28 protein-coding genes are annotated in these 25,307 nt (G+C 38.4%); 12 read left to right on the forward strand and 16 right to left on the reverse strand.

From position 1 onward, the window contains the following. Positions 1–417: 417 nt before the first annotated feature. The gene (locus N784_RS03470; protein WP_036832361.1) at positions 418–1,290 is read right to left on the reverse strand and encodes a nucleotidyltransferase-like protein; all 873 of its coding nucleotides are present in this window, start codon (positions 1,288–1,290) and stop codon (positions 418–420) included. 134 nt (positions 1,291–1,424) lie between these two features. Between N784_RS03470 and N784_RS03475 the strand changes: the two genes are divergently transcribed. Continuing rightward, entirely contained in the window at positions 1,425–1,787 is a 363-nt protein-coding gene (locus tag N784_RS03475; protein WP_036832363.1) for a YgzB family protein, read from the forward strand. An 81-nt stretch (positions 1,788–1,868) separates the two neighbouring features. Here N784_RS03475 and perR read toward each other — a convergent pair whose 3' ends face one another. The 3 genes from perR to N784_RS03490 all read right to left on the reverse strand — a co-directional run bounded on the left by perR (position 1,869) and on the right by N784_RS03490 (position 3,950). Further along, a complete protein-coding gene (perR, locus tag N784_RS03480) occupies positions 1,869–2,315 on the reverse strand; it encodes a peroxide-responsive transcriptional repressor PerR (protein ID WP_084600112.1) in 447 nt (148 codons plus the stop codon). Positions 2,316–2,439: 124 nt separating this feature from the next. Continuing rightward, the gene (locus N784_RS03485) at positions 2,440–2,997 is read right to left on the reverse strand and encodes a cob(I)yrinic acid a,c-diamide adenosyltransferase (RefSeq protein WP_036832367.1); all 558 of its coding nucleotides are present in this window, start codon (positions 2,995–2,997) and stop codon (positions 2,440–2,442) included. A 2-nt stretch (positions 2,998–2,999) separates the two neighbouring features. Then, positions 3,000–3,950 carry a D-2-hydroxyacid dehydrogenase gene (locus tag N784_RS03490; protein ID WP_036832369.1) on the reverse strand — a complete coding sequence of 317 codons (951 nt, stop codon included), beginning with the start codon at positions 3,948–3,950 and terminating at the stop codon, positions 3,000–3,002. A 487-nt stretch (positions 3,951–4,437) separates the two neighbouring features. Between N784_RS03490 and abc-f the strand changes: the two genes are divergently transcribed. Further along, positions 4,438–6,015: a ribosomal protection-like ABC-F family protein gene (gene abc-f / locus N784_RS03495; protein WP_036832371.1), complete on the forward strand. Its 1,578-nt coding sequence runs from the start codon at positions 4,438–4,440 to the stop codon at positions 6,013–6,015. A 43-nt stretch (positions 6,016–6,058) separates the two neighbouring features. On the opposite strand, the gene bcp is transcribed toward abc-f, so the two are convergent. Both bcp and N784_RS03505 read right to left on the reverse strand, forming a co-directional pair. Then, positions 6,059–6,529, reverse strand: a complete 471-nt coding sequence (bcp, locus tag N784_RS03500) for a thioredoxin-dependent thiol peroxidase (protein WP_036832374.1) — start codon at positions 6,527–6,529, stop codon at positions 6,059–6,061. Positions 6,530–6,595: 66 nt separating this feature from the next. Then, positions 6,596–6,988, reverse strand: coding sequence for a potassium channel family protein (locus N784_RS03505; protein WP_232305966.1), 393 nt, complete (start codon positions 6,986–6,988; stop codon positions 6,596–6,598). Positions 6,989–7,132: 144 nt separating this feature from the next. Between N784_RS03505 and N784_RS03510 the strand changes: the two genes are divergently transcribed. Next, positions 7,133–8,428: a glutamate-1-semialdehyde 2,1-aminomutase gene (locus N784_RS03510; RefSeq protein ID WP_036832376.1), complete on the forward strand. Its 1,296-nt coding sequence runs from the start codon at positions 7,133–7,135 to the stop codon at positions 8,426–8,428. A 908-nt stretch (positions 8,429–9,336) separates the two neighbouring features. Continuing rightward, positions 9,337–10,419: an FUSC family protein gene (locus N784_RS03515; protein WP_036832379.1), complete on the forward strand. Its 1,083-nt coding sequence runs from the start codon at positions 9,337–9,339 to the stop codon at positions 10,417–10,419. Positions 10,420–10,464: 45 nt separating this feature from the next. Here N784_RS03515 and N784_RS03520 read toward each other — a convergent pair whose 3' ends face one another. From N784_RS03520 to N784_RS03530, 3 genes are all read right to left on the reverse strand, one after another. Further along, a complete protein-coding gene (locus N784_RS03520; RefSeq protein WP_036832381.1) occupies positions 10,465–12,219 on the reverse strand; it encodes an ABC transporter ATP-binding protein in 1,755 nt (584 codons plus the stop codon). Between the two features lie 112 nt (positions 12,220–12,331). Beyond that, positions 12,332–12,862 carry a nucleoside tri-diphosphate phosphatase gene (ntdP, locus tag N784_RS03525; protein ID WP_036832384.1) on the reverse strand — a complete coding sequence of 177 codons (531 nt, stop codon included), beginning with the start codon at positions 12,860–12,862 and terminating at the stop codon, positions 12,332–12,334. A 172-nt stretch (positions 12,863–13,034) separates the two neighbouring features. Further along, a complete protein-coding gene (locus N784_RS03530; RefSeq protein ID WP_036832387.1) occupies positions 13,035–13,250 on the reverse strand; it encodes a gamma-type small acid-soluble spore protein in 216 nt (71 codons plus the stop codon). A 123-nt stretch (positions 13,251–13,373) separates the two neighbouring features. On the opposite strand from N784_RS03530, the gene N784_RS03535 reads away from it, so the two are divergent. Then, a complete protein-coding gene (locus tag N784_RS03535; RefSeq protein WP_036832391.1) occupies positions 13,374–13,598 on the forward strand; it encodes a hypothetical protein in 225 nt (74 codons plus the stop codon). 40 nt (positions 13,599–13,638) lie between these two features. Here the strand turns inward: N784_RS03535 and mutY are convergent, their stop codons facing one another. Beyond that, positions 13,639–14,724: an A/G-specific adenine glycosylase gene (gene mutY, locus N784_RS03540; protein ID WP_036832393.1), complete on the reverse strand. Its 1,086-nt coding sequence runs from the start codon at positions 14,722–14,724 to the stop codon at positions 13,639–13,641. A gap of 73 nt (positions 14,725–14,797) precedes the next feature. On the opposite strand from mutY, the gene N784_RS03545 reads away from it, so the two are divergent. Next, complete coding sequence (locus N784_RS03545) at positions 14,798–15,778, forward strand: metal-dependent hydrolase (RefSeq protein WP_036832395.1); 981 nt, start codon at positions 14,798–14,800, stop codon at positions 15,776–15,778. Positions 15,779–15,867: 89 nt separating this feature from the next. On the opposite strand, the gene N784_RS03550 is transcribed toward N784_RS03545, so the two are convergent. Next, positions 15,868–16,134: a YfhJ family protein gene (locus tag N784_RS03550; RefSeq protein WP_036832398.1), complete on the reverse strand. Its 267-nt coding sequence runs from the start codon at positions 16,132–16,134 to the stop codon at positions 15,868–15,870. Positions 16,135–16,259: 125 nt separating this feature from the next. On the opposite strand from N784_RS03550, the gene sspK reads away from it, so the two are divergent. Next, positions 16,260–16,406: a small acid-soluble spore protein K gene (gene sspK, locus N784_RS16170; protein WP_084600114.1), complete on the forward strand. Its 147-nt coding sequence runs from the start codon at positions 16,260–16,262 to the stop codon at positions 16,404–16,406. A 12-nt stretch (positions 16,407–16,418) separates the two neighbouring features. After that, complete coding sequence (locus N784_RS16175) at positions 16,419–16,580, forward strand: YpzG family protein (protein ID WP_084600115.1); 162 nt, start codon at positions 16,419–16,421, stop codon at positions 16,578–16,580. A gap of 127 nt (positions 16,581–16,707) precedes the next feature. On the opposite strand, the gene N784_RS03555 is transcribed toward N784_RS16175, so the two are convergent. From N784_RS03555 to glcT, 3 genes are all read right to left on the reverse strand, one after another. Next, positions 16,708–16,974 carry a phosphocarrier protein HPr gene (locus N784_RS03555; RefSeq protein WP_036832400.1) on the reverse strand — a complete coding sequence of 89 codons (267 nt, stop codon included), beginning with the start codon at positions 16,972–16,974 and terminating at the stop codon, positions 16,708–16,710. 19 nt (positions 16,975–16,993) lie between these two features. Then, complete coding sequence (ptsG, locus tag N784_RS03560) at positions 16,994–19,027, reverse strand: glucose-specific PTS transporter subunit IIBC (RefSeq protein WP_036832402.1); 2,034 nt, start codon at positions 19,025–19,027, stop codon at positions 16,994–16,996. Positions 19,028–19,213: 186 nt separating this feature from the next. After that, complete coding sequence (glcT, locus tag N784_RS03565) at positions 19,214–20,050, reverse strand: glucose PTS transporter transcription antiterminator GlcT (RefSeq protein ID WP_036832405.1); 837 nt, start codon at positions 20,048–20,050, stop codon at positions 19,214–19,216. A 133-nt stretch (positions 20,051–20,183) separates the two neighbouring features. Between glcT and N784_RS03570 the strand changes: the two genes are divergently transcribed. Continuing rightward, positions 20,184–20,984, forward strand: a complete 801-nt coding sequence (locus N784_RS03570; protein WP_036832406.1) for a Cof-type HAD-IIB family hydrolase — start codon at positions 20,184–20,186, stop codon at positions 20,982–20,984. Positions 20,985–21,029: 45 nt separating this feature from the next. Here N784_RS03570 and N784_RS03575 read toward each other — a convergent pair whose 3' ends face one another. Next, positions 21,030–21,383 carry a YfhH family protein gene (locus tag N784_RS03575; protein ID WP_232305967.1) on the reverse strand — a complete coding sequence of 118 codons (354 nt, stop codon included), beginning with the start codon at positions 21,381–21,383 and terminating at the stop codon, positions 21,030–21,032. Positions 21,384–21,446: 63 nt separating this feature from the next. Next, the gene (gene recX, locus N784_RS03580; RefSeq protein ID WP_036832407.1) at positions 21,447–22,265 is read right to left on the reverse strand and encodes a recombination regulator RecX; all 819 of its coding nucleotides are present in this window, start codon (positions 22,263–22,265) and stop codon (positions 21,447–21,449) included. 80 nt (positions 22,266–22,345) lie between these two features. On the opposite strand from recX, the gene N784_RS03585 reads away from it, so the two are divergent. From N784_RS03585 to N784_RS16530, 3 genes are all read left to right on the forward strand, one after another. Beyond that, entirely contained in the window at positions 22,346–23,260 is a 915-nt protein-coding gene (locus tag N784_RS03585) for a TIGR01777 family oxidoreductase (protein ID WP_036832409.1), read from the forward strand. Positions 23,261–23,465: 205 nt separating this feature from the next. Continuing rightward, complete coding sequence (locus N784_RS03590) at positions 23,466–24,878, forward strand: MBL fold metallo-hydrolase (RefSeq protein WP_036832411.1); 1,413 nt, start codon at positions 23,466–23,468, stop codon at positions 24,876–24,878. Positions 24,879–24,992: 114 nt separating this feature from the next. After that, positions 24,993–25,121 (forward strand): YfhE family protein, encoded by a 129-nt coding sequence (locus N784_RS16530; RefSeq protein WP_156965159.1) that lies wholly within the window; start codon positions 24,993–24,995, stop codon positions 25,119–25,121. The last annotated feature ends 186 nt before the right edge of the window (positions 25,122–25,307 follow it).

Raw genomic sequence — 25,307 nt, forward strand, 5'->3', positions numbered from 1 at the left:
TGAGTTTGCCTTGCATCATTTCAAATGATTAATGGCTAATTTAAAAATTAACAGGTTGTTTACAAGTTGTTTTGTTCAGTTTTCAAAGTTCGCAATGTCTTTTCATTTGCGCCGCTTGTTTTGGCGACTTTTTAAATATAACATTTCTAATTCATTTCGTCAACAACTTTTTGAAATTCTTTTTGTTGTTAACTCTTTAAATGATTAGCTTGCTTCCGTGCCGCTTTTGTTGCGACATTTAATAATGTACCATGCTAATAATTATTTTGCAATAGAAAAATAAAACTTTTTTAATATTACTCTTCAAAACACGTAAAAGGGTGACTCAAACTATATTAAAAGAAAGTAGCGTATACTTCAAGAACAAATGATACGCTACCTTCTTCTGGATACTATATGCAATTTCCACACATTTCGTTATTTATTTAAATACATATATTTGCGATGATAAATATCGTCCCCTTTTGTATCTACTTGCACTGCTTGTATAACTTCTTTTTCAACGAGGTGTTCTAATAACGCCCCTAAGTCTAAATAATATGGTTGAATTTGTGGATGCACCATTAACTCCCCATACGTACAAGCTTCATCCTTCTCTTTCATAATATCAATTAAGTGTTGAGAGCAATTAAGCGTTCGAGAGTTAATCGCAAATTCCACAGCTAATAGCATTAATTCTACTCGTTTATCGAGAGTTTCACTGCTGGAGCTCAATTCTTGTTGAAGCTTATATATTTCTGGCTCTATTTGTTTCACTTGGTTCCAAACAGTCACTTCTGGGTGAAATCCTTTTTCTATAACCGCAAGTCTCGCTAAATAATGCAAACAATAAATCATCGTATTAAAAGCATCCATATATTGTTGTGAGTCAAAGAAGTATTTGCTTTCACGGTAACTCCTAATTAGCTTGGCAAATTCTATCGCTTTCTTTAATTCCCGTTTTTCTTTCGGAAATGTACGTAAATCGTCTTTCAGTTTAGCGACATATTCATTCCGATCAAAAACGACTTTTCCATTAATCACCCATTCTACGGCGCGGCGATATGAACTTGTGTCAATCCAATACAGTAATTGTTTTTCATCTACGATGTGCATGGCTGCATTTTTATTGTGATATTCATAATGCTTAACGTACCATGGTTGCATAGCATCTTGCACAATAACAAGTAAAATGTAATCAAAATTATCGGTTACAGGACTGACTGGTTTCTTCTTTTCTATTAATAAAATTCCTAGCGTGTTTTTTTGGCTTGCCCGTTCTTGATAAATTGGCCGTAACACATCTTCCATAAATAGTTCCCCCAAATATAAGATAGTTAATCTTTTCGACAAATATGGATAAAATCCTTTTTTCAAGAATATTTCTTATCCATTATCTATGCTATACTGACATGTAAGCGGTATAGTAATTAGGAGGGACAGGATTGGGTCTAAAATATTCTAATAAAATTAATAAAATACGAACTTTTGCTCTTAGTTTAGTTTTCATCGGGTTCGGTATTATGTATGTTGGATTGTTATTTAAAGAAACGATGTGGCTCATGAGCACGTTCATGGTATTGGGGCTATTATCTGTTCTATTAAGTACGGTCATTTATTTCTGGATTGGTATGTTATCCACAAAGACCATTCAAGTGATATGCCCTAATTGTGAGAAACCAACAAAAGTGCTTGGTCGTGTAGATGCATGTATGCACTGTAATGAGCCTTTAACAATGGACAAAGAGCTTGAAGGTAAAGAATTCGATGAACGATATAATTCAAAGAAATACAATCCAGAAAAATAATTCATAAAAAGCCTTTTGTCTTTGCACAAAGGGCTTTTCTTAATGATACAAAAAAACTGAAAGCAGCTTAGGCTTTCAGTTTTAATGCGCTTGTTTTTTTAGTTGACACGTTTCACAGCTACCATACACTTCCATGCGGTGGTGGCTCACTTTAAAGCCGGTTACTTGTTCGGCTAATGATTCCACCTCACTTAGTGTAGGATAGTGAAAATCAACTATTTTACCACAATCGTTACAAATGGCGTGATAATGATCCGTGGTATTACAATCAAATCGGCTTGATGCATCTCCATATGTTAATTCTCGAACGAGGCCAATTTCTTTAAATAAGCGTAAATTGTTATAGACTGTTGCTACACTCATGTTCGGAAATTGACTCTCTAAAGCCTTATAAATGTCATCCGCAGTAGGATGCGTCATAGAGTGAATGAGATGATCGAGCACGGCATGACGTTGTGGTGTAATACGAACACCGGAACCTTTCAGAACCTCTAGCGCTTCGCTTAGTCGATGATCTGACACCGCCATGCACCTCACTTTCAAATAAATATTATTAATAAACAATATTATTAGATTAAAATTCTTATAAATAGTGTAACCCCTTACTAAAGCACTTGTCAATTAGGAGAATTTCTCTTTTCTCAACTAACTGTTACACATCTACTTGAAGTGGTATTTCTTCTCCTCCAGTTATTTGATTTACATACCTTGCCGCAACGAATAAAAAGTCAGAAAGGCGGTTCAAATAACTGATGACAAGTGGGTTGTTTAGCTCGTCTTGAATGGCTACAGCTGATCTTTCTGCTCTTCTTACAATCGTTCTTGCGGTATGAAGTGCTGCAGATGCTGGGTGTCCTGACGGTAAAATAAAATTTTGTAATGGTGGTAACGCCTCGTCCCAGTTATCAATTTGCTTTTCTAACTCTTCTATGTGACTTTGTTTCACTTGCCATTTCACTTGTTTCCCTTTTGGTGTTGCCAGTTCCGCTCCGACATGGAATAAAATCGTTTGAACGCGATGCATCATTTCCATAAATGCTTCTCCATCCACGATATCTTCTTTCTTTAAATGGCTTAAAGCTACACCAATCATAGAGTTCGCTTCATCACATGTACCATATGCATCCACTCTAGCGTCATTTTTCGGTACACGAACACCGTAAATTAAAGAAGTTGCACCCTTGTCACCGCCACGCGTATAAATTCTCATCCTTAATACCCCTTTCTTGGATCAATCACATTTACATACTCATTTGTCTTATTTTCATAGGCTTGAAGATTTTGTTCAAATATTTTGATTGCTCTTGGTTGATATTCCGGGGAAATTCCAGAAATGTGCGGAGTTATCGTCACGTTCTCCATTTGCCAAAAAGGATGATCCTTTGATAATGGTTCTGTTTCAAACACATCTAATATGGCGTGTCCTATTTGCTTCTCTGTCACGACTTCTAATAATAGATCATTAGAAACCGCATCACCTCGTCCCATATTAAGAAAAACGGCATCCTCTTTCATTTGTTCAAAATGCGCTTTCGTAAAAAATCCTTTCGTCGCATCGGTACTCGGAAGAACGGATACTACAAAATCAACGCCACCAATTACATCTCCTATCTCCTCTTGGGTATGCATAGCATCAAAATAATGCTTTTCCTTCCCGCTATAAGAAATACCAATTGTGTGCATTTGAAACGCTTTTGCTAGCCTTGCTACTTCTTGTCCAATCGCACCCGCTCCAACAATCATCATCGTTCGTCCAGTAATTTCGCTTATCTTCACCTTTTGATCCCAAATTTGATGTTGCTCATTTGCAATCATTTCTTTTTCTTTACGATATACTTGGAGCAACATGGAGATTGCATATTCGCCCATTGGTACTTTGTGGATTCCTTTCACATTCGTAACTACAATATTTCGTTCATGGATTGCTTTAAATGGGAGCTTCTCCACTCCTGCTGATAATACCATAATCCAAGTTAGCTTACCTGCTTGTTGGATATGCGTTTGATCTAGATTGTCGCCATAAGTAAGTATACAATGGGCCTCACCTAGAAATGGTGTGGCCTCTTCTATACTATGACAAAATTGAAATTGAATATGTGGATATTGAGCAACTAAATGCTCGCGTAAATCTCTTCTCATTTTACACGTTGAAAGAACATACATCTTCAAGAAACCTCCTTATGAATTCATTGCTTTCATCTTATCGCTTTTTACTACAAACGACCAAGTTATAAAGCTTATAAAAAAACACGAGCGATGTATTTCGCCCGTGCTCCATATTTATTGTTAAGGGGAGGTTAGATCTCTTCTTATACAATACGTGCATCGCTTCCTATCGGTATGGACCACTACCTATTTTTCTCAAAAAATGTTGCAAATACAACCCCCATCCCATTATAATAAAAGGGAATTTATTCGAAAGGACTGAACCTATACACAATGAAGTACTAAATCCTACGAAAAATGACGAGTTGAATAGAAATATGTATGTTAAACAATCTCGTTCCAGATAGGATAAGTATGTCTTCTCATAGACCATTGTGTAATACGAATAAATTGTAACCTTTTATGCGTGTTTTATAAAGGCTTATTTTCCATTCGTATATACAATTATCTTACCTCTCTGGAGCAATTCAGGGAGGTTTTTTTGATGAGATATATGCTCGGTAAAGATATATACTATTCCATTGGTGAGCGCACGTTACTCGATATTAAGCACCTTTCGATTCACCAAGGTGACCGCATCGGCTTAGTGGGTAAAAATGGGCAGGGGAAATCACTCCTACTGCAGTATTTACTCGGACAAGTGGAAAAAGGTGCATCAATTTCATGGTACGGAAGTGTTCAATATTTCGAGCAGTTGGATGGAGAAACGGGGCATGTAAGTGGTGGGGAGTACACGTTGCAAAGACTAGGCAAGCTATTCGAACAGGAAGCAGATGTGCTGTTGCTAGATGAACCAACGAACCATTTGGACTGGGACAGAATTGAACAACTTGAACAAAAGCTACAGCAACATAAAGGGGCTATTATCCTCGCATCCCACGACCGTAAAATGCTCGATAGCGTATGCACGTCCATTTGGGAGCTCAGTCACGGCAAGCTAACAACTTATAAAGGGAACTACTCCGATTACGAGAAAGCTAAAGCGCTAGAAATACAACATCAATACGATGCTTACGAGTCCTACGTGAAAGAGGAAAAGCGGTTAACAGAACGCATGCTGCAAAAAGAACAACAAGCAAAAGGTATGAAAAAAGCTCCATCACGAATGGGAAATTCAGAATGGCAGCTTCATAAAGGAAAAGCATCTGAAAAAAAGCAAAAGGTAGAGGGCGTAACGAAGGCGATGCAAGAAAGGATCAATCGGCTAGAGAAAGTGGATAAACCGTTCGAGTGGGACAAAATGAAAATGAGCTACTCTTCCATCAAACCAATTCATCGTAAACATATTGCAATAGCTAAACAACTAACGAAAGTAATAGACGGACGAACGTTATACACGATTGATCAATTAGAGTGGAAGACAGGATCAAAAACAGCTTTAATCGGAAACAATGCAAGCGGAAAAACAACGCTGCTAAATCAGTTAATGACAGACACTCAACAAGTAGATATAACGAAGCAAGCGGTTATTGGTTATTTTGATCAGACGTTAGCTACATTGCCAGAGGAGAAAACAATTTTACATTATGTACAAAATAAAAGTTCGCTACCCCAACACATTATTCGTACACTATTAGGTAGGCTTCGTTTTCCTGAAGATGATGTCCATAAACGAATTGGCGTATTAAGTGGAGGGGAACGGGTAAAAGTCGCTCTCGCAACGTTGTTAGCTCGGGAATATAACGTACTCATCTTAGACGAACCGACCAACCATTTAGATGTCGAAGCGATTACTGCATTAGAACAATTAATTAACGAATATCCTGGTACTGTCTTATTGGTAACGCATGACAGGCGCTTTATTGAGCATACAGCAGATCATCTATGGATGTTAAAAAACGGGACACTTACGACGTTCGAAGGCACGTTACATCAATATGATCAATCAAAACGGCAGCGCAACACTCCCACCGAAACAACAGAAACGCAAATGGCACTAGAAACAAAATTAACCGAATTAATTAGCCGCTTAAGCATAGCGGACCCAAAGGATAACTTACAACAAATCGAACAACAATATCAAGAAACACTAAACAAACTAAACGCACTACGCAATCCATAATAACCACACCCCCTAAGCCATAAAAAGCTAGGGGGTGGTTTGTTTATGCTAAATGCTCTCGAATATATTGTAATGCTTCTTCTACATGACCTTTCACACGGACTTTACGCCAATCCTTTGCAAGATTACCTTCTTTATCAATGACGAAAGTAGAACGTTCAATTCCCATGTACTCTTTACCAAACATTTTCTTCTGCTTCCACACATCGTATTGTTTTGCTAAACGATGTTCTTCATCAGCTAATAAAAGAAATGGTAGATCGTGTTTATCGATAAACTTCTTATGACGGTCTACTGGATCAGGACTAACACCTATAATCACTGCATCTACATCAGCGAAGCTCTCATGATAATCGCGAAAATCACACGCCTCTGTTGTACAACCAGGTGTCATATCTTTCGGATAAAAATAAAGCACGATATGCTTCCCGCGAAAATCAGCTAGTTTCACCTGTTCTCCATTACTCGCCATTAGTTCCAAATCCGGAGCTTGCTTGCCTATTTCTAAACTCATGCGAATCCCTCCATCAACTTATTCTCCTTTAAGCGTAACGAATTATTACGTCTTATACAACTGTAACTACTTACGATGGAACAACTGTACGAAAAAGGCTGCAGGCAGAACACACCCAATTAGTGCTTCTATTAATGCAATGATGCGCCCAACGCCAATGGGTGTAATATCTCCATAACCTACTGTCATAAGCGTCACACCACTAAAGTAAATGGCATGCGCCAAACGATCAACAATAGAATCGACTTGCAGCCATTCATCTCTCAATATAACCATCCCTTCACTAGCTAGCACAAAGTACACTAATCCGAACCCAATCATCACAACGATATAGACAACCGTTAACGTATAGAACAGTTCCATCGAGAAATGCTGGCGCCTCTCATGACGAATGCGAATAAATTGAACGATACTACCGATTAACAAGAGCGTAATAAGCATGATAATGATCCAAACCAATGCATAAACCCCACCTTTCCCCCCTATTAAATTGTACAAACTATCCCGAAAAATTATGCGATTGCACCTATGCATTCAGAAGAAATCATTCATTTATGTTAAAATAGCCAATGGATAATCAATTACAATACTGGAGGATTCCAAATGAAACACGATCAATCTATTTCCTTATATAATGAAGCACAGCAACATATCGTAGGTGGTGTAAACTCTCCTTCTCGCGCCTTTAAAGGTGTTGGTGGTGGCACCCCTGTATTTATGGAAAAAGCGGAAGGAGCCTACTTCTGGGATGTGGATGGCAACAAGTATATTGACTACTTAGCGGCATATGGCCCAATCATTACAGGCCATGCGCATCCTCACATCGCAGATGCTATTAGTAAATGCGCCTATAATGGGGTTCTTTACGGGACACCAACGAAATTAGAAAATCAATTTGCTAAAACGTTGAAAGAAGCCATTCCATCTATGGAAAAAGTACGCTTCGTTAACTCTGGAACAGAAGCCGTTATGACCACTATTCGCGTAGCTCGAGCGTACACGAACCGTACAAAAATTATTAAGTTCGCTGGGTGCTATCACGGCCATTCCGATTTAGTTCTAGTTGCTGCTGGTTCCGGACCTGCTACATTAGGAACGCCAGACTCAGCAGGTATCCCTACTTCAATTGCCCAAGAAGTCATTACCGTCCCATTCAACGATATAGAAACATACAAGAAAGCAATGGAAATACACGGCAATAATGTCGCAGCTGTTTTAGTAGAACCAATCGTTGGGAATTTCGGAATTGTTGAACCGAATCCAGGCTTCTTACAACAAGTGAAAGATATTGCTCATGATACGGGGTCATTATTAATCTTTGATGAAGTCATTACAGCATTCCGCTTCACATATGGAAGTGCGCAAGACATTGTTGGTGTCGAACCTGATATGACAGCATTAGGTAAAATTATCGGTGGCGGATTGCCAATTGGAGCATATGGTGGTCGCATTGACATTATGGAACAAGTCGCACCACTTGGGCCGGCATATCAAGCAGGTACCATGGCCGGTAATCCCGCTTCCATATCTGCCGGAATTGCTTGCCTTGAAGTACTTCAACAAGCTGGCGTCTATGAGAAATTAGACAAGCTTGGCACACAATTAGAAGAAGGTATTCAGCAACATGCTGCAACGTATAACCTTCCTATAACAATCAACCGACTTAAAGGGGCACTAACCGTCTACTTCACGAATGAAAAAGTCGAGAATTACGATCAAGCAGAGGCATCTAACGGAGACATGTTTGCACGCTTCTTCCATTTAATGCTGAATGAAGGCATCAACTTAGCCCCTTCTAAATATGAAGCGTGGTTCTTGACAACAGAGCATACCGAAGCAGACATTGAACAAACGCTACAAGCAGTAGAGAAGTCATTCCGCATTATGGCTCAAGAGTAAAAGGATTGACTAGCCTCCCATTACTAAGCAAAGCACTTTTATATAAAGTCCAATGCCTTGTTTAGCATTTATTAAATACAACTTCAGCCTTTGGTGTATCCTATACAGGTCGCCAAGGGCTTTTTAACGATAAGAAGTGCTGCTGTTATTTGTTATGAGCTAAAATCGATATTGGCTAAAATGCGTGACGCTAACACCTAACCAATCACACTAATCATTAACTTAAGCTAACTCCTATCTCCATCGTGATTAGGGACTCAGTTCATCCTTAACACACATACAACAACCTCTAAAATAAGATTAAGCTATTATTTTCAGAAAAGTGGACAAAAGTATTGCACCTCATTCGTTCTTATGTTAAATTTAAAATAATCAGAATATTTGCACAGTAATTATTGTGCTACTTTTCATTTCTTACCCCTTTTTCATTGAGTCTTTGGTACATGCGTGCCAATAGCTCCCATCCTTTCGAGGATACTTAGCCAGCCCCCTTTAAGGGAGCTGGCTTCTTTTTTTTAAACTTAAGTTAATTTCATAATTGCTCCGCGCAGAAATCAAAGAAAATGAGCATAAATTCAAGATTACGCGCAGAAATCAAGAAAAGTGAGCATAAATTCAAGATTACGCGCAGAAATCAAGAAAAATGAGCATAAATTCGAGATTACGCGCAGAAATCAAGAAAAGTGAGCATAAATTAGTGAAGAAGTATGAGTCATACGATCCCTATCAATAAAGATTCACTTCAGAATCGTCTTATATTTATGTAACGATTTACTAGCGAGGAAAAAGGGTATAGCACCTGTAAGCTTGTACATTTTACATAATAGCCACACCTTTTAGTTGCTATCGAAATGATATCAAGTATAATACATAGTGTTTACCATGCATGAATAAAGGTAGGTTTTAACATGATACTAGGAGCCCGCATGCTAAAGACTGGGTTATCAGTTGCCATCGCTATTTACGTTGCAACTTTAATTGGAGCCAGTGCTAGCTTTGCAGGAATTGCAGCATTATTCTCTATTCAACCATCTATTTATCGTTCATATCAAACCATTATTGAACAAATACAAGCAAATATATTAGGGGCAATCGTCGCCTCTTTCGTCGTATTAACCCTTGGTAACGATCCGTTTATTATGGGATTTACGATTGTTATTGTTATTGGAATTTGTGTCACATTTGGTATGCCTGAAAGTACTGTCTCGCTTGCGCTAGTTGCTGTAATCGCTATTATGGAAACAACAGAGATGCCATTTCTAACCTTTACTGCGCTACGCTTCAGTTCCTTAATGATCGGCGTCTTATCATCGTTTATCGTAAACCAATTGTTCTTACCGCCTAAATATGAAACAAAACTATTCACTAAAATCGATAACACCACGGATGACATTTTGCAATGGTTACGAGTTACAACGAGGCATTTATCCGACCACCTAGCGCTAAAAGAAGAAATTAACCGTATTGATGGGGAGATTACGAGTATTAATCGGATTTATACCCTTTACAATGAAGAAAGAACGTATGTAAAGAAGAATCATTATTTAAAAGCACGTAAATTAATTATCTTTAAGCATCTAATCCATACAACCGAACGAGCGCAGGAAGTACTCAAAACATTTTATGAACTCGAAAATGAAATGGATAAAGTTCCTGCAGAATTTCGTGAAACCCTTGTGCATGAATTAGATAAAGTGATTCACTCCCACGAGAAGCTCACCCTATCCTTTATGGGAAGAATAAAAGTTGAAGGCTTACAACAATTAAGCGAGTCAACAAAACCCGATATCCCGAAACTTGTTGAATACTTAATTGATATTTACGAGGAGAAAGACGTAGAGAAAGAAAAGCTTATGTTCTTACCTTTAGCAACGAAATTAATGACGTATTATAAAAGCATTCAACGCCTTGAAAAACTACTAGCCGTTTATGAGAAACATCACCCAAATGAACATATCAAAATCAACTCCAAGAAGAAACTTGTAAACTAAAAAGGATCGAGTGGCCAACTACATGGTTACTCGATCCTTTTTCTATTAAATGCTTGGAACATCTAATTGTTGTACTTGATACAAATTATAATAACTACCCTGCTGTTTCATTAATTGGTCATGACTTCCGGCTTCTTTAATCTCTCCATCTTCAATGACAACGATGCGATCAGCGTGTGTAATCGTTGATAAACGATGCGCCACAATAAAAGTAGTACGGTGGGCTGCTAACTTCTCTAATGCTTCTTGAATGAAATGCTCACTTTCTAAATCTAAAGCAGACGTCGCTTCATCTAATATAAGAATTGGTGGATTTTTCAAGAAGACTCTAGCAATCGCTACCCGTTGTTTTTGACCGCCTGATAGCTTCACGCCGCGTTCACCTACTAACGTATCGTAACCATTTGGAAGCTGCATTATAAAGTCGTGCGCGTTGGCAGCCTTCGCAGCTTCAATCATTTGCTCATCTGTTGCATAAGGGTTCCCCATCTTAATATTCATGCGAATTGATTCACTGAACAGAATATTATCTTGCAATACCATGCCTATTTTATCCCGTAAAGAACGAACCTGCACATCTCGAATATCCGTCCCATCGATACAAATATTACCTGACTCTACATCATAAAAACGAGGGATTAAGCTAATTAGCGTTGATTTACCACCACCACTCATGCCAACGAAAGCAATTGTTTCCCCTTTTTTCACATTGAGATAAAGGTTGTGAAGTACCTCGTTCTCTTCTTCCTCATAACGAAAGGAAATGTGGTCAAATGTAATATGTCCTTCCACTTCCTTTAACTCAATCGCATTATCTTTATCTTTGATATCATATTCTTCATCCATAAACTCAAATACACGATCCATAGATGCGATTGATTGTGTTAATACGGTGGATGAGTTCACAAGTCTGCGAAGCGGTGCATAGACACGATCCATATACCCGATAAATGCAACCATCGTACCGATTCCAATATTACCTTGAATCACTTGGTATCCAGCGAAGGTAATTACAAATAATGGAGCTAAATCCGTAATTGTCGATGTAACACTAAAGGTCTTAGCATTCCAGCTCGTATGCTCTAACGCTTTATTAAGAAAGTTGCCATTCTGTTTGTTAAATTGCTCTTGCTCATAATCCTCTAAAGCAAAGCTACGAATGACAGGCATCCCTTGAACTCGTTCATGTAAATGCCCTTGTACTTCTGCTAGCGCTTGAGATCTATCTCTCGTTAAAGAACGCAACCTTGAATAGAAGTATTTAATAGCGAACCCATATAGAGGAAATAAAGCAATTGCTACTAACGTTAATGACACGTTCAGCGATAACATAATAGCAATTGCAATAACGATGGTAAACATGTCTAACCAAATATTCATCAATCCGGTAATCACAAAGTTCTTCGTCTGCTCTACATCATGGATAACACGCGATATAACTTCCCCTGTCTTAGTTGAAGAGTAGTACCGAAGACTTAACCGCTGAATATGATCAAATAGTTTATTCCGAACGTCATATAATATTGTATTCCCCGTCCATTGAGCTAAATACTGCCTTGCATACTCAATAGGAGGACGTACAATAGCAAAAATAAAGAGCGCTCCCCCCATAACTAAGAGTAGCTCTTGCACTTGTTCGGTTTGGCTCATATCCCCATTAATAATCCCATCAATCACATATTTCGTTATAAGTGGAATGAGCAATGGGATACCAAACTTTAGAATTCCAATTATGATGGTAAGCACTATCTTCCATTTATATGGCTTAACGAATTGCATATAGCGTTTTATACTATTCATTTAATAAACCTTCCTTCCAAAACACTATAGAGATGGTCTGTCACAACCATAACTATCCTAACTTATATGTTTCCACATGTAAAAAACCTGTTGGTTAAATCAACAGGTTTTTTTACGACAAGTACGTTAAATACCGTTCATACCATTGATCGATAAATTCCGGTGCAAACGGACCTTTCTTTTGACGAATCCATCGAAGCAAATGATTAACATTATTCTTCAATATTTGGTCTAACACGTGTGGATAATTCATTTCATTCTGATGCTGCTCATATTCATCTTCATCTAAAATGATATACGTCATATCAGGAAATACTTTCACATCCAAATCATAGTCAATATATTTCAATGCTCCCTGATCATATACAAACGGCGAGCTTATATTACAATAAAAATAAACCCCATCTGTACGAAGCATACCTATAATGTTAAACCAATATTTCGAATGAAAATAACAAATTGCAGGCTCGCGCGTAATCCACGTGCGCCCATCACTCTCTGTTACTAATGCTTTGTCATTTGCCCCAATCATTACATTATTCGTCGCCTTTAAAACAGTGGTTTCATCCCACACTCGGTGCAGACGACCATTATGCTTGTAGCTATGAATTTGCATACTTTGACCTGGTTTCGGGACTGACATCGAAATGCTCCTTTTTTCCTGTAACACATTTACCTATTACTTTATTTCTCTTATATTATTATACCGATTTCACACTCTGAATGGAAATAATTTAAATGAGAAGCGTAAAAAGAGCACTCTTGTCATAAGAGCGCTCTTTTTGAAGGTCGATTTTCGGGGGTTTACGACACTTCTATTGTTGTTGTTGATTTTGCTGTTGATTTTTCTTTTGGGCAGATTTTTGGTTTTGCTGCTTTACGTGTTGAGCATCTGTTTGTTGCTGCCCAAATTCAGTGCCATACTGACCTTGGCCTTGTGCAGACTGTTGGTTCTGTTGTTTCACATGGTTAATGTTTGTTCCAGAAGCCGTTTGATTTGCTTGCTGGTTCATTTTTTGTTTTTTAGCCACCTTTATCACCTCCGCAACCATTAGAATATGTAATTTCCTTAAGCTTATCCACACGTATTTATTTTTTTTGCGTGCATAGAAGCTGTGGATCGTACAAATTCTAAATAAAAGAGGTGATTGACTTTGTATGTAGGACGCGACATGACAGAACTGTCCATGATTGCCAAGTGCGATTGGAACGAGGATGAATTAGCTTATTTTCAACATGCCCTTAGCCAAATACTTCCTTATTTAAACAAGGAAGGCGTGGCGACACTACATGAAATTATAGAAGAAATGGATCAACGGGGCGGCCTCTATCACAAAGAGGCAACGTGGAGCTCTGGAACAAAACCAACTTATGATTAATGAAAAAAACTGGCTTCCCTTAACTAGGTAGCCAGTCTTCTTACACATGCTTTACAATTTTCTGATGGGAAACAGGTAGGGGGTATTGCTCTAATTCGTGCTTTGTAACAAATGTAGTCGTTAAATGTTCGAAAAATTGCCCATGAGTATATGTTGCTTCGATGACTTCTAATTCCCAAATAATATGGGAAAACGTATGTTTAATATGATCCACTGTGTCGTGTAAGACAATTTCCACGCCATAATTTTCTTTAAACCAGCTAGCTACATGTTCCTTGTTCACTTCTTGTAATGGAATCATTGGAAATTCCCATAAATTCGCCAACAATCCTTGTTCAGGACGTTGTTGAATGACAACTTTGCCCCGTTCATCTTTCAAAATTAACGCTAAGTATGGAAGCTTCTTTTGTTTCTTTTTAGAAGATTTGATTGGCAACTGTAATTCCTTCCCTTCTGCAAAGGCTCGACAATGATTCTGTACAGGGCATAACATGCAGGATGGTTTCTTCGGTGTACATATAAGCGCTCCTAATTCCATTAGCCCTTGATTAAATGAGGAAGGGTCTTCTTTTGAAATTAATTCTCTTACCACTTCCTCAAACACTTTCCTTGTTGCTGGTTTCGCAATATCATCTTCTATCATTAAGATGCGAGACAGCACACGCATGACGTTGCCATCAACAGCAGGAGCAGGGGTATCATAAGCAATACTTAATATCGCTCCTTTCGTATAAGGGCCAATTCCTTTTAAAGAACTAAGCTCTTTCTCGTTGTTAGGAACTTGCCCATTATACGTAGAGACTACCTCCTGCACGGCACTATGTAAATTACGCGCACGAGAATAATATCCAAGTCCTTCCCACGCCTTCAACACTTGCTGCTCTTCTGCACCTGCAAGGGCTTGAAGCGTTGGGAATTGATCGATAAAACGATTGAAATATGGAATCACCGTATCTACTTTCGTTTGCTGAAGCATAATTTCCGATACCCATACTCGATATGGGTCTTGATTTTCTCTCCATGGTAATACTCTTTGTTCCGTTTGAAACCATTGGATTAAATTTTCACAAAATGTTAACGAATCAAACGCTTCTAATATACGTTCAGAACGATTGTTTTTCACAATGATTCTCCCTTCATGTTACAATTAAAGTATTCAACAAATGACAAACACTCTTCAAAGGAGGAACTCGAAAAAGATGGATACTGGCACCCATTTTGCTATGGGAATTGCATTAGGCGGATTAGCAACACTCGATCCAGTCATTCAACAAGACCCAACGTTATTTCATGCTGTTTTGACCGGTACAATACTAGGCTCACAAGCACCAGATATCGATACCGTTTTAAAATTAAGAAACAACGCTGTGTACATTCGAAACCATCGCGGTATTACACATTCCATCCCAGCTGTCATACTTTGGGGAATCGCAATACCAAGCCTTATTTATGCATTCGCTCCCGAAGTTAACTTTTTCCATTTATGGCTTTGGTCCTTTCTAGCCGTCATTTTACACGTGTTTGTCGATATATTTAACGCATACGGAACACAAGCGTATCGTCCATTTTCAAAAAGATGGGTTGCCTACGGATTCATTAATACGTTCGATCCGTACATTTTCCTGCTCCATATTATAGGTATCATCGCTTGGAGCATCGGTTTGCATCCTGGATATACGTTTCTCATTATTTACTTTGTTATTGCACTATACTATGTAAAGCGTTATTTAGAAAAGCGAGAAATGGTTCATAAAATACAAGATTATTACAAAGATGTTGAAAATGTTGTGACATCACCAACGATTCGACATAACATATGGCGCATTGCCATCACGACGAAAGACTCCTTCTATGTCGGGCGCGCCGTAAATGGTAACATCGTCATCATCGACGAATTTAAGCGAAAACCATTACCTGATTTACCAGTTATGAATAAAGCTATTCAAGACGATAATATGAGTGCCTTTCTATCGTTTTCCCCTATTTATCGCTGGGAAATCGATGAATATGATCATTATACAGAAGTTCGCCTCATTGATTTACGCTATCGTTCTAAAGGACGCTATCCATTCGTCGCTGTCGTAACATTAGACAACGATTTAACGATAATATCCTCTTATACAGGATGGGTCTTCTCTGAAGAAAAGCTCCAAAAGAAATTAGAAGCATTGCCAACATAAACCTAGCTCAATCATGGGCTAGGTTTTTTATCTTTTACCTGAGTAAAATAATCGACATCCACCAACATCTGGTGAATGCCGCAATAGCATTAGTGTAAATGATCCGGATTATTCATTAAGTGCTTGTAGCGAGGATTATTGGACATAAACTCGTGTAACTTAGGTCCATAGCTTTGAATCCATTGGCGAACGACTTGTTCCGTAACATCTTGCCCTTGATATTGTCGGCCTGCCTTCGCTCTAGTGGCTTCAAAATCCTCCCACAAATGTTCAACCCAAATACGCGCTTCTCTCATCGTAAGCTGTTCATTGTTATCACACAATTGATGGGCTAATCGATTAAAAATGTCTTCCATGTTCATCACCTCTAAACTTCCAACAATTCGTACTATATTGTATCACATACAGACAATTTTCGTGCACATACTAAAGGTATACCACCGAAGAAATGGTGGTAATTGTCGAACTTAGGAGGCGTATGATGGTACGAAACAAAGCAAAAAACTTTCCGGAAGAGAAGCCGAATGGACCTGCGCGAGCGCGAGCTATTTACAGTTCAAAACGGGCAGACGGATCGATAAACACCCATCCCCAACAAAGAATGCGCCAATCTGCTAAGCACAAATAGGAGGAATGTGACATGGATCAACGAGAGCATAAACAATTATTTAATAACAGCTACAATGACCCATTTCAATCCCCACGAGCAAATCCTAAACACTCAGCACATCAAGTAAACGGTGAAACGCAGCAATCACAAACGAATATTAAATTGCAAAATCAAGTAAAAAGCCGAGCGTAAGGTTTCGCGCACATTTCCGGGATTCCCGCGCACAAATTAGTGCATTCCCAGCACAAAACCAGCAATACCGCGCACATCCTATAAAATGAAAACAGCACCCACTATGGGATGCTGTTTTCTTTATTGATTATTCACCTAATCCTTGGTTTTTCACTAATTCTACAATTGCTTGAAGTGCTTCCTCTCCATCGCTACCTTCTGCAGTAAATGTAACCTCTGCACCCGCAGGAATACCTAAAGACATGATTCCCATAATAGACTTAAGGTTAACGGTTTTTCCGTTATATTCTAAGTTGACATCTGCAGTAAATTTACCTGCTTCTTGAACTAATACTGTTGCTGGGCGAGCATGTACACCTTCACTAGCAGTAATTTTCATTGTTTGTTGTACCATCATAATCTCTCCTGTTCCTTTATTTAATTTCAATTACGTCGGCTTGTTGCTTTGTTACAGATCCTTCTATATTCACTTTCACTTCTTGTCCTTCTTTCAGGTTTGTGAAAATAATCGGAGTTACAATAGAAGGTACTTTCGGTTTAACAGCGTCAATATCAACTTTCAGCAATGGTTGACCTTGCTTCACTTCATCGCCTTCTTGTACAAACGCTTCAAAACCTTCTCCCTTCAAATTTACTGTATCAATACCGAAGTGAATTAATACTTCTGTACCGTCTTCTGCTTCAAGACCGAGCGCGTGCTTTGTAGGAAATACATTTAACACTTTGCCGTTTACAGGTGAAACAACTTCACCGTCACTCGGATTAATTGCAAAGCCGTCCCCCATCATCTTACCAGAAAACACTTGATCTGGCACTTCTGTAATCGCCATCATTTGTCCTTCTAATGGGCTTACGAAGCTAAATGCATTACATTCTTTATCTGTAGTTGGTTCTGTTGTTTCTGTTGTTTCTTTTTCCTTCTCTATACGGCGCGGTGATTTTCCATCGATAATGTCTTGGATTTGACCTCTGATTGCATCAGAAGAAGGACCATAAATCGCTTGAATATTATTCCCTACTTCCATTACACCTGATGCTCCTTGTTTTTTCAAGCGTTCTTTATCTACTTTCTCTTTATCTTCAACAGAAACTCTTAAACGGGTAATACAAGCGTCAAGGTACGTGATGTTCTTTTCTCCACCTAATGCTTCTAAAATTTCATATGGACGGTCGCCTGCATCTGTCGTTTCACTATCGTCGACAGCATCTTTTTCACGTCCTGGCGTTGCTAAATCGAATTTCAAAATCGCCCAGCGGAATCCGAAGTAGTATAGGAATGCAAAACCGATACCGACTAAAATGACTAACCACCAAGCTGTGCGGTTTTGTAATACTCCAAATAGGAGAAAGTCAATCAATCCACCAGAAAATGTCATTCCGATTTTAACATTTAGAATGTGCATGACCATAAATGAAAGTCCAGCAAAAACTGTGTGAATCGCAAATAGAAGTGGTGCAACAAATAAAAATGAGAATTCAATCGGTTCTGTAATACCTGTTAAGAAAGATGTTAACGCTGCAGAACCCATAATACCAGCGACAACTTTTTTACGTTCAGGGCTAGCAGTATGATAAATAGCTAACGCCGCTGCCGGAAGCCCGAACATCATAAATGGATATTTACCAGTCATAAACGTACCAGCAGTTAATTCCACACCATCTTTAAGTTGAGCAAAGAAGATTTGTTGGTCTCCTCGAATAATTTCTCCTGCTGCGTTTGTGTAAGAACCGAATTCAAACCAAAACGGGGAATAAAATATGTGATGAAGACCAAATGGAATAAGCGCACGCTCAATGACACCAAAGATAAAAGCCGCTAAAGCTAAGTTACGGTCAAGCATGAAATGGGAAAACTCATTTAATGCATATTGCACTGGTGGCCATACCCAAATCATTGCAATACCTAAAAATAAAGCTGAGAAAGCTGTAATAATTGGAACAAAACGTTTTCCTGCAAAGAATCCTAAGTATTGCGGCAGCTCTATGTTGAAGAATTTATTATAAAGTACAGAGGCGAGTATACCGACAATAATACCTCCGAATACTCCTGTTTGTAAGGTTGGGATTCCTAACACTTCAGCATAGGCAGGGCTTTCTGCTGCCATTTCTGGTGTTACGTTAGCAAGTACCCCCATCGTAACGTTCATAATTAAGTAACCAATGATAGCCGCTAAACCAGCTACACCATCACCTTTTGATAATCCGATGGCGACTCCAACAGCAAATAATAGTGCTAGGTTCGCAAACACGATGTCACCAGACTCTGCCATCACTTGAGCAATTAATTGTATCCAATCCGCTTGAAATGCTGGCACGCGATTTAAGAAAGTTTCTTCTTGAAACGTCGTACCTAAAGCAAGTAGAATACCAGCTGCTGGTAGCAATGCTACTGGAAGCATTAACGCCTTACCGACTTTTTGTAAGATACCAAATACTTGTTTAAACATGTCTATTTCCTCCTTTTTTATGCAACAAACTTCTATAAACCATTTCTTTAAAAAACAAAAAAGCATGAGTGTAAAAAGATATACAGACTGGCGACAATTAGATATACTAACGTCGTTGACCTGCTTATCTTTCCTCACTCATGCCTGATCTAATCAGTAACACGCAAAGAAATTATTGCAATAGTATTATGAAATTAATCGTTGTAAATGAATTGTTAAGTAGATAGCTTCTGCTTCATCTACCGGTTTTTGAAGTTTTTGTTGCATAATTTTAATTAACTTCCATGACAAATTATAACACAATGGATACTCTTCTTTCAATACTTCATCTAATTTATTTCGACCTCCCAAACCCTCTTGTTTATGCGCTCGTTCAATAGCTCGTCGTAAGTGTTGTACTAATCGATGATAATCCACACTTTGTCTGTCAATTTGAATGAACAACTGGCCTTCGATAACCGTTGTTAATTGTTGAATCAGTTCGGAATTTTGATTAATTTCCGCCACTTTCTTGTCGGTAATAGCACTATGAATATGAATTGCAATAAACCCTATTTCACCATCTGGCAATTGGTATCCAAGCCAATCATCTATCATTCGAACAACTTCTTCGGCAACTTCATATTCTTTCGGGTATAACGATTGAATCTCTAATAAAAACGGATTCTTAAAATCTAAACCTTCTCCTAAACGCTTAACAGCAAAAGCAATATGGTCTGTTAAAGCAATGTGAACATGCTCGTTAAGTTTACTCTCCATTCTCGTTTCAATATGATGCATAATATGATTCATAAATACGATAAATTCTTCATTTAGTTGTGGCAACAATTGCTTATACTGCTCTTGAGTAGAAGCGTCTTCCAAGCGATACACTTTCTCCACTGTCCCTTCAGCAATTTGCTCCCCCTTCTTTTTTCCAAACCCGATCCCTTTACCAATTAAGATGACTTCTTCCCCATTAAATTGATTAGCCACTACGACATTATTATTCAGTACACGTTGAACAGTAGTATGATTAGTCATCTCCTCACTCCAATTTTCTTTAATAAATTCTTCATCTCTTTTTTTCTTTATTGTACTAAAACGTTTACAGGTTATAAAATAGAATTATGTTCTAGTATAATACTATAAATAAATTTTAATAAAGGTGGTACTTATGATTAAATTACTTGTATGCGATTTAGACGGTACACTAATTGACGGGGAAAACAAAGTAAAACAGCAAGATGTACAAGCCATTCAGGACGCCATAGATAATGGGATTACGTTAGCTATTGCATCTGGTAGAATGGATCATGAAATAAAGGCCGTACTAGAATTACTAGAACAAAAAGAAAATGGTCACCGCGTAAGTCAAAATGGTGCCTTTATTTATGATAAAGAAGGCCAAGCTATTCTCTCCAATACTTTTCCGCCAGAAAAAATTCAGGAATTGTTTCGTTCTACACTAGGAGAAGATATATTGACAACTGTATCTACTGCAACGGATACGTATGTATTAGAGGATAATTTGGCTGCGCAGGAAGTTCAAAAACGATTATTTCATAAATTGATTATTGAACCCGATATGTTAACGAAATTAGGAACAGAGATTAACCCTTCAAAAATAGCAGTCTTTGGTAAAACCGATCGTTTAAAGGCGTTGCAAAAAGAAATTGACGCGACATATGACCATTATACAGAAAGTTATATATCTGATCCTATGTGTTTAGATTTAATGCCTAAGCATATTAGCAAAGGGGCTGCTGTGAAGAAGTTGATGCAAATGTATGGCTATAACCCTGAAGAAATAGCTTGTGTTGGTGATTCATATAACGACCTATCCATGTTTGAACTTACTCCGAACAGTTTCGCTATGCCACAGGCAGAAGACGCGGTAAAAGAAAAAGCTACGCACGTCATTACCGATGTAGCTGATGCAATTCATTATTTACTAAAAAAACCGATATCAAAATAACCACAATAAGATTAAAGCAAGCAGCCTTTCATTGGGCTGCTTACTTTATGATGGATTGATCTTATTTCCTAGCATAGATATGGGGAGTGCTTCATACTCTTCAGCACCTTGTACTTCTAACCATGTCCCGTTTTCATCCTTCCGTCTTCCCCACGCAAAAATACCATTCATATACTGGATTTCAAAATACACTGCGGGGCTTCCTTCTATTTCATAAACATCTCCTTTAGAGAACGTAGCAGGATTGACCATGTATGATTTAGCCATTTGAATTTTACGTTGGTAAACCGCATACTCGTTCACCATTCCCATCTGTTCGGCTTTTCTCGCTTGTTCTGTTAACTTTGAAACTACATCACGTAATTGCTCAACAGTCATATCACTATATCTTTGCTCCACTGTCTAAACACCCCTTTTATCTATATTCTAACAAAGGTTAACAAACCATTCATTGGACATACACTATTCTCCCTCTTGTAAAAACGCATCCATAAACTGTTCGATTAATTCAAAAGGAAACCCCTTACGGTATAAAGCCCCTTTTACTTTATACTTTAACTCATAACCACTAGCTTTTCCGCGATACTTACGCAAAGCCTTCTCGCCCTGTATGACTATCGCATTCCATTCCGCTTCTTCATCTTTCTCCTCGGATAAATTGGCCATAGCTTCTTGAATCACATCATTCGTAAATCCTTTTTGCAATAAAGTGTGCTGCACCTTCTGCCGTTGTTCTTTAAATGACTTTCTGCCATCTTGACGTAGTTTCTTGTCTATCCATTTGGTTGCCTTCTGCAATTGCTCATCGAAAGTATATTGTTGTATTGCTTGATGTGCAATACAATCCGCTACGCCTTTTTCCTTTAATTCCTTTTTCACGAGCAATGGACCTTTACTAGATGTTTGAATTCTTGTTCGTACAAGAGCATCGGCAAATGCTTGATCATCTAAATACCCTTCTTTCTGTAAACGATGGATGACATAGTCAATTTTATCTTCTTCTACATCTTTCTTTGCCAAATAAGTCACTATTTCTTTTTTCGATCGCATTCGATAGCTTAAATAGTGAATAGCTAGGGTATAACATTTATGGAAAGAGTCTTCTTTCGTAAGTGTTTCAATAAAAGAATCATCAAGTTCCATTCCTTTATGAAGCACATGTTGGATTAATATCTCTTCATCGACACTAAACCCGTATACTTCTCCTTGGCCTTTATCTAAAAATATATTATAACGATTTTGATGTCGCTTTTGAGTAGTAATGCGGGTAATCTTTGGCACGAGTTATTCACCTCTCTATCTCATACAATTGTAGCATATGGGATTACGTATTATAAGAAACGACAGGAGGACTGGTATGAATGAAAATTGCCATTACTGGTGGAACAGGGTTTGTTGGAACACATGTAACGAAGTATCTTATTTCGAAAGGGCATGACGTATATATATTAACGCGAAACCCAGACAAATACGAGAACAAAGAGCGAATCACATATGTAGGTTGGTTACAAGATAAATATAAACCACAAGAGGAACTACCTACTTTAAACGCAATCGTTCATTTGGCTGGTGAGAACTTAAATAGTGGACGTTGGACGGAGTCAAGAAAAGAGAAGATTCTACAAAGCAGATTGAAAGGAACAGAAGCAGTGATTGACTTAATACGGAAAATGGAGCATAAACCTGATGTACTGATTAATGCTTCTGCGATTGGCTATTATGGTACTTCAGAAACGAAAATGTTCACAGAAAATACGACGACGAGCGGTGATGATTTTCTTGCACACGTTGTGGAAAAATGGGAGAATACAGCTACTCAGGCTAAGGAATTAGGTGTTCGGACTGCTTTGCTTCGTTTTGGTGTTATCCTTGGTGAAGAAGGAGCACTACAAAAAATGGCTATGCCTTATAAATTTATGGCGGGTGGAACACTAGGGAATGGCGAACAATGGATGTCTTGGATTCACATAGATGACATTGTCGGCTTAATCGATTTTTCCATTCGAGAGCCTAACGCTTCAGGAGCAATCAATGCAACGGCACCAAACCCGAAACGAAATAAAGAGTTTGGTCAATTAATAGGTAAGGTATTGAACCGACCTCACTGGATACCCGCACCTACCTTTGCCCTACAATTACTATTAGGCGAAATGAGCACTCTCGTTTTAGAAGGACAATACGTTTATCCTCAGAAAGCACTAGAGTTAGGCTACACGTTCCAATACCCTGAACTAAAGCCAGCCCTTGAAAATATATTTTCTAAAAAAGGGGGATGATCCTCCTTTTTAGGAAACGAATTTTTAATAAAATCGTAACATTACATCTATAGAAATATACATACTTTTATGTAAAAATTTACTACAAGAAAAGAATAAAGCAAACCTCTTTACCCTATGGGGTATTTTTGTTATAGTATTACCTATAGAAAATATCCCCTGTCATAAGAGGGAAAATAAAAATTCATGAAGCGAGGGATTTACAGTGTTACTAAAATATTTTTATGATGAAAAATTAGCACAAGCATCTTACATGGTTGGATGTCAAGCAACAGGTGAAGCATTAGTAATGGACCCTTCTCGAAATATTCAAAGCTATGTAGACACGGCAAAAAAAGAAGGTTTAACAATTACACACGTAGCAGAGACTCATATACATGCAGATTTCGTTTCTGGAGCAAGAGAACTAGCAACGGTTACAGGAGCGACTGCTTATTTATCTGGTGAAGGTGGCGAAGACTGGAGCTATCAATTTCTAGATACGATTCATCACCAAGTAGTACATGATGGAGACCAATTCAAAGTTGGTAACGTCACAATTGAAGTCATGCACACACCAGGGCATACTCCAGAATCTATTTCATTTAAATTATTTGACCGCGGCCAAAACACCCCTATGGGCATATTTACGGGAGATTTCGTGTTTGTTGGTGATGTTGGTCGTCCCGATTTATTAGAAAAAGCAGCAGGAATCGAAAACACATCTGAAATTGGCGCACGTCAAATGTTTGCATCATTAGAACGCTTCAAGCAATTACCAGATCATATGCAAGTATGGCCAGGACATGGAGCTGGAAGTGCATGCGGTAAAGCTTTAGGTGCAATTCCATCTAGTACAGTCGGATATGAGAAAGCAGCAAACTGGGCATTACAACATGAGGATGAAGAAACGTTCGTACATGCGTTAATTGCTGAACAACCTGAACCACCAAAATATTTTGCTGTCATGAAACGAGTGAATAAAGAAGGTCCTGCATTATTAAGTGAACTTGACGATCCTTCTATCATCAAACCAAATGCAACACAATTACAAGAACAGATTAAAGAAGGAATACAAATCGTCGATACCCGACCAGCTGGTGAATTCGCACAAGCACACATTGCTGGTACAATTAATATTCCAGCGAACAAATCCTTTGCTAATTGGGCTGGTTGGTTAGTAGATTATACTCAACCTGTGTATTTAATTACACAAGACGCTAAAATAACAGAACTAACAACAGCTTTACGCTCTGTTGGTGCTGACCATGTTGCAGGCTATATGCCAATGGAACACTTCGAACAACTGCAAAACGATATGGAGATGGAGAGCTATGAAGGAACCACTCCAGAACAAATTGCAGATAAGATTGCAAACGAAGAAGTGAATTTATTAGACGTTCGTAACATAGGAGAATGGAATGACGGTCACATTCCACAAGCGCAGCACATCATGCTAGGATACCTTCAAGAACGCGTGGAGGAAGTGCCAACAGATAAACCACTAGTTGTACAATGTAAATCTGGTGGCCGCTCTGCAATGGCAACAAGCATTCTACAAGCAAAAGGTGTGAAGAACGTAATCAACCTTCAAGGTGGCTACGACGCTTGGGCTAGCAAAGGTTACCCAACTAAATAATATTTCATAGCACTCCGAACTTCCCGTGAAGATTCGGAGTGCTTTTTTTTGGGAATAAGGCGACGTGAGATTGGTCATACTATAGCCAAACAGGTTGAACGAAGGAGCGATTAAATGAAATCGAAAGCGAGAGCGGCAAAAGAAAGTAAGAAATCATTTTCTAAAGCACAAGAGGTGTTATACTTACAAGATTTTAAGCGAGCCAATAAAATCGCTAAACATTCTTCCAAAAACTCATTGTAACAAGCGACTTTAACCATTCTAGCTAAGCAGGTTGGAAAAGAAAGCGCATGTATAAACGAATATAAATGTGGATAGTATGGTGAATAAGAGGTTGCTTCTTATAATCATCCTTGTGATGTGCACCGATTCCTCCCCTTTTAGTGCAGTATAGGAAGCTTCACAAAAAGCGACTGTTTGAAGCAGTCG

It is taken from the genome of Pontibacillus litoralis JSM 072002 (assembly GCF_000775615.1).
In the GTDB taxonomy this organism is placed as follows: domain Bacteria; phylum Bacillota; class Bacilli; order Bacillales; family BH030062; genus Pontibacillus; species Pontibacillus litoralis.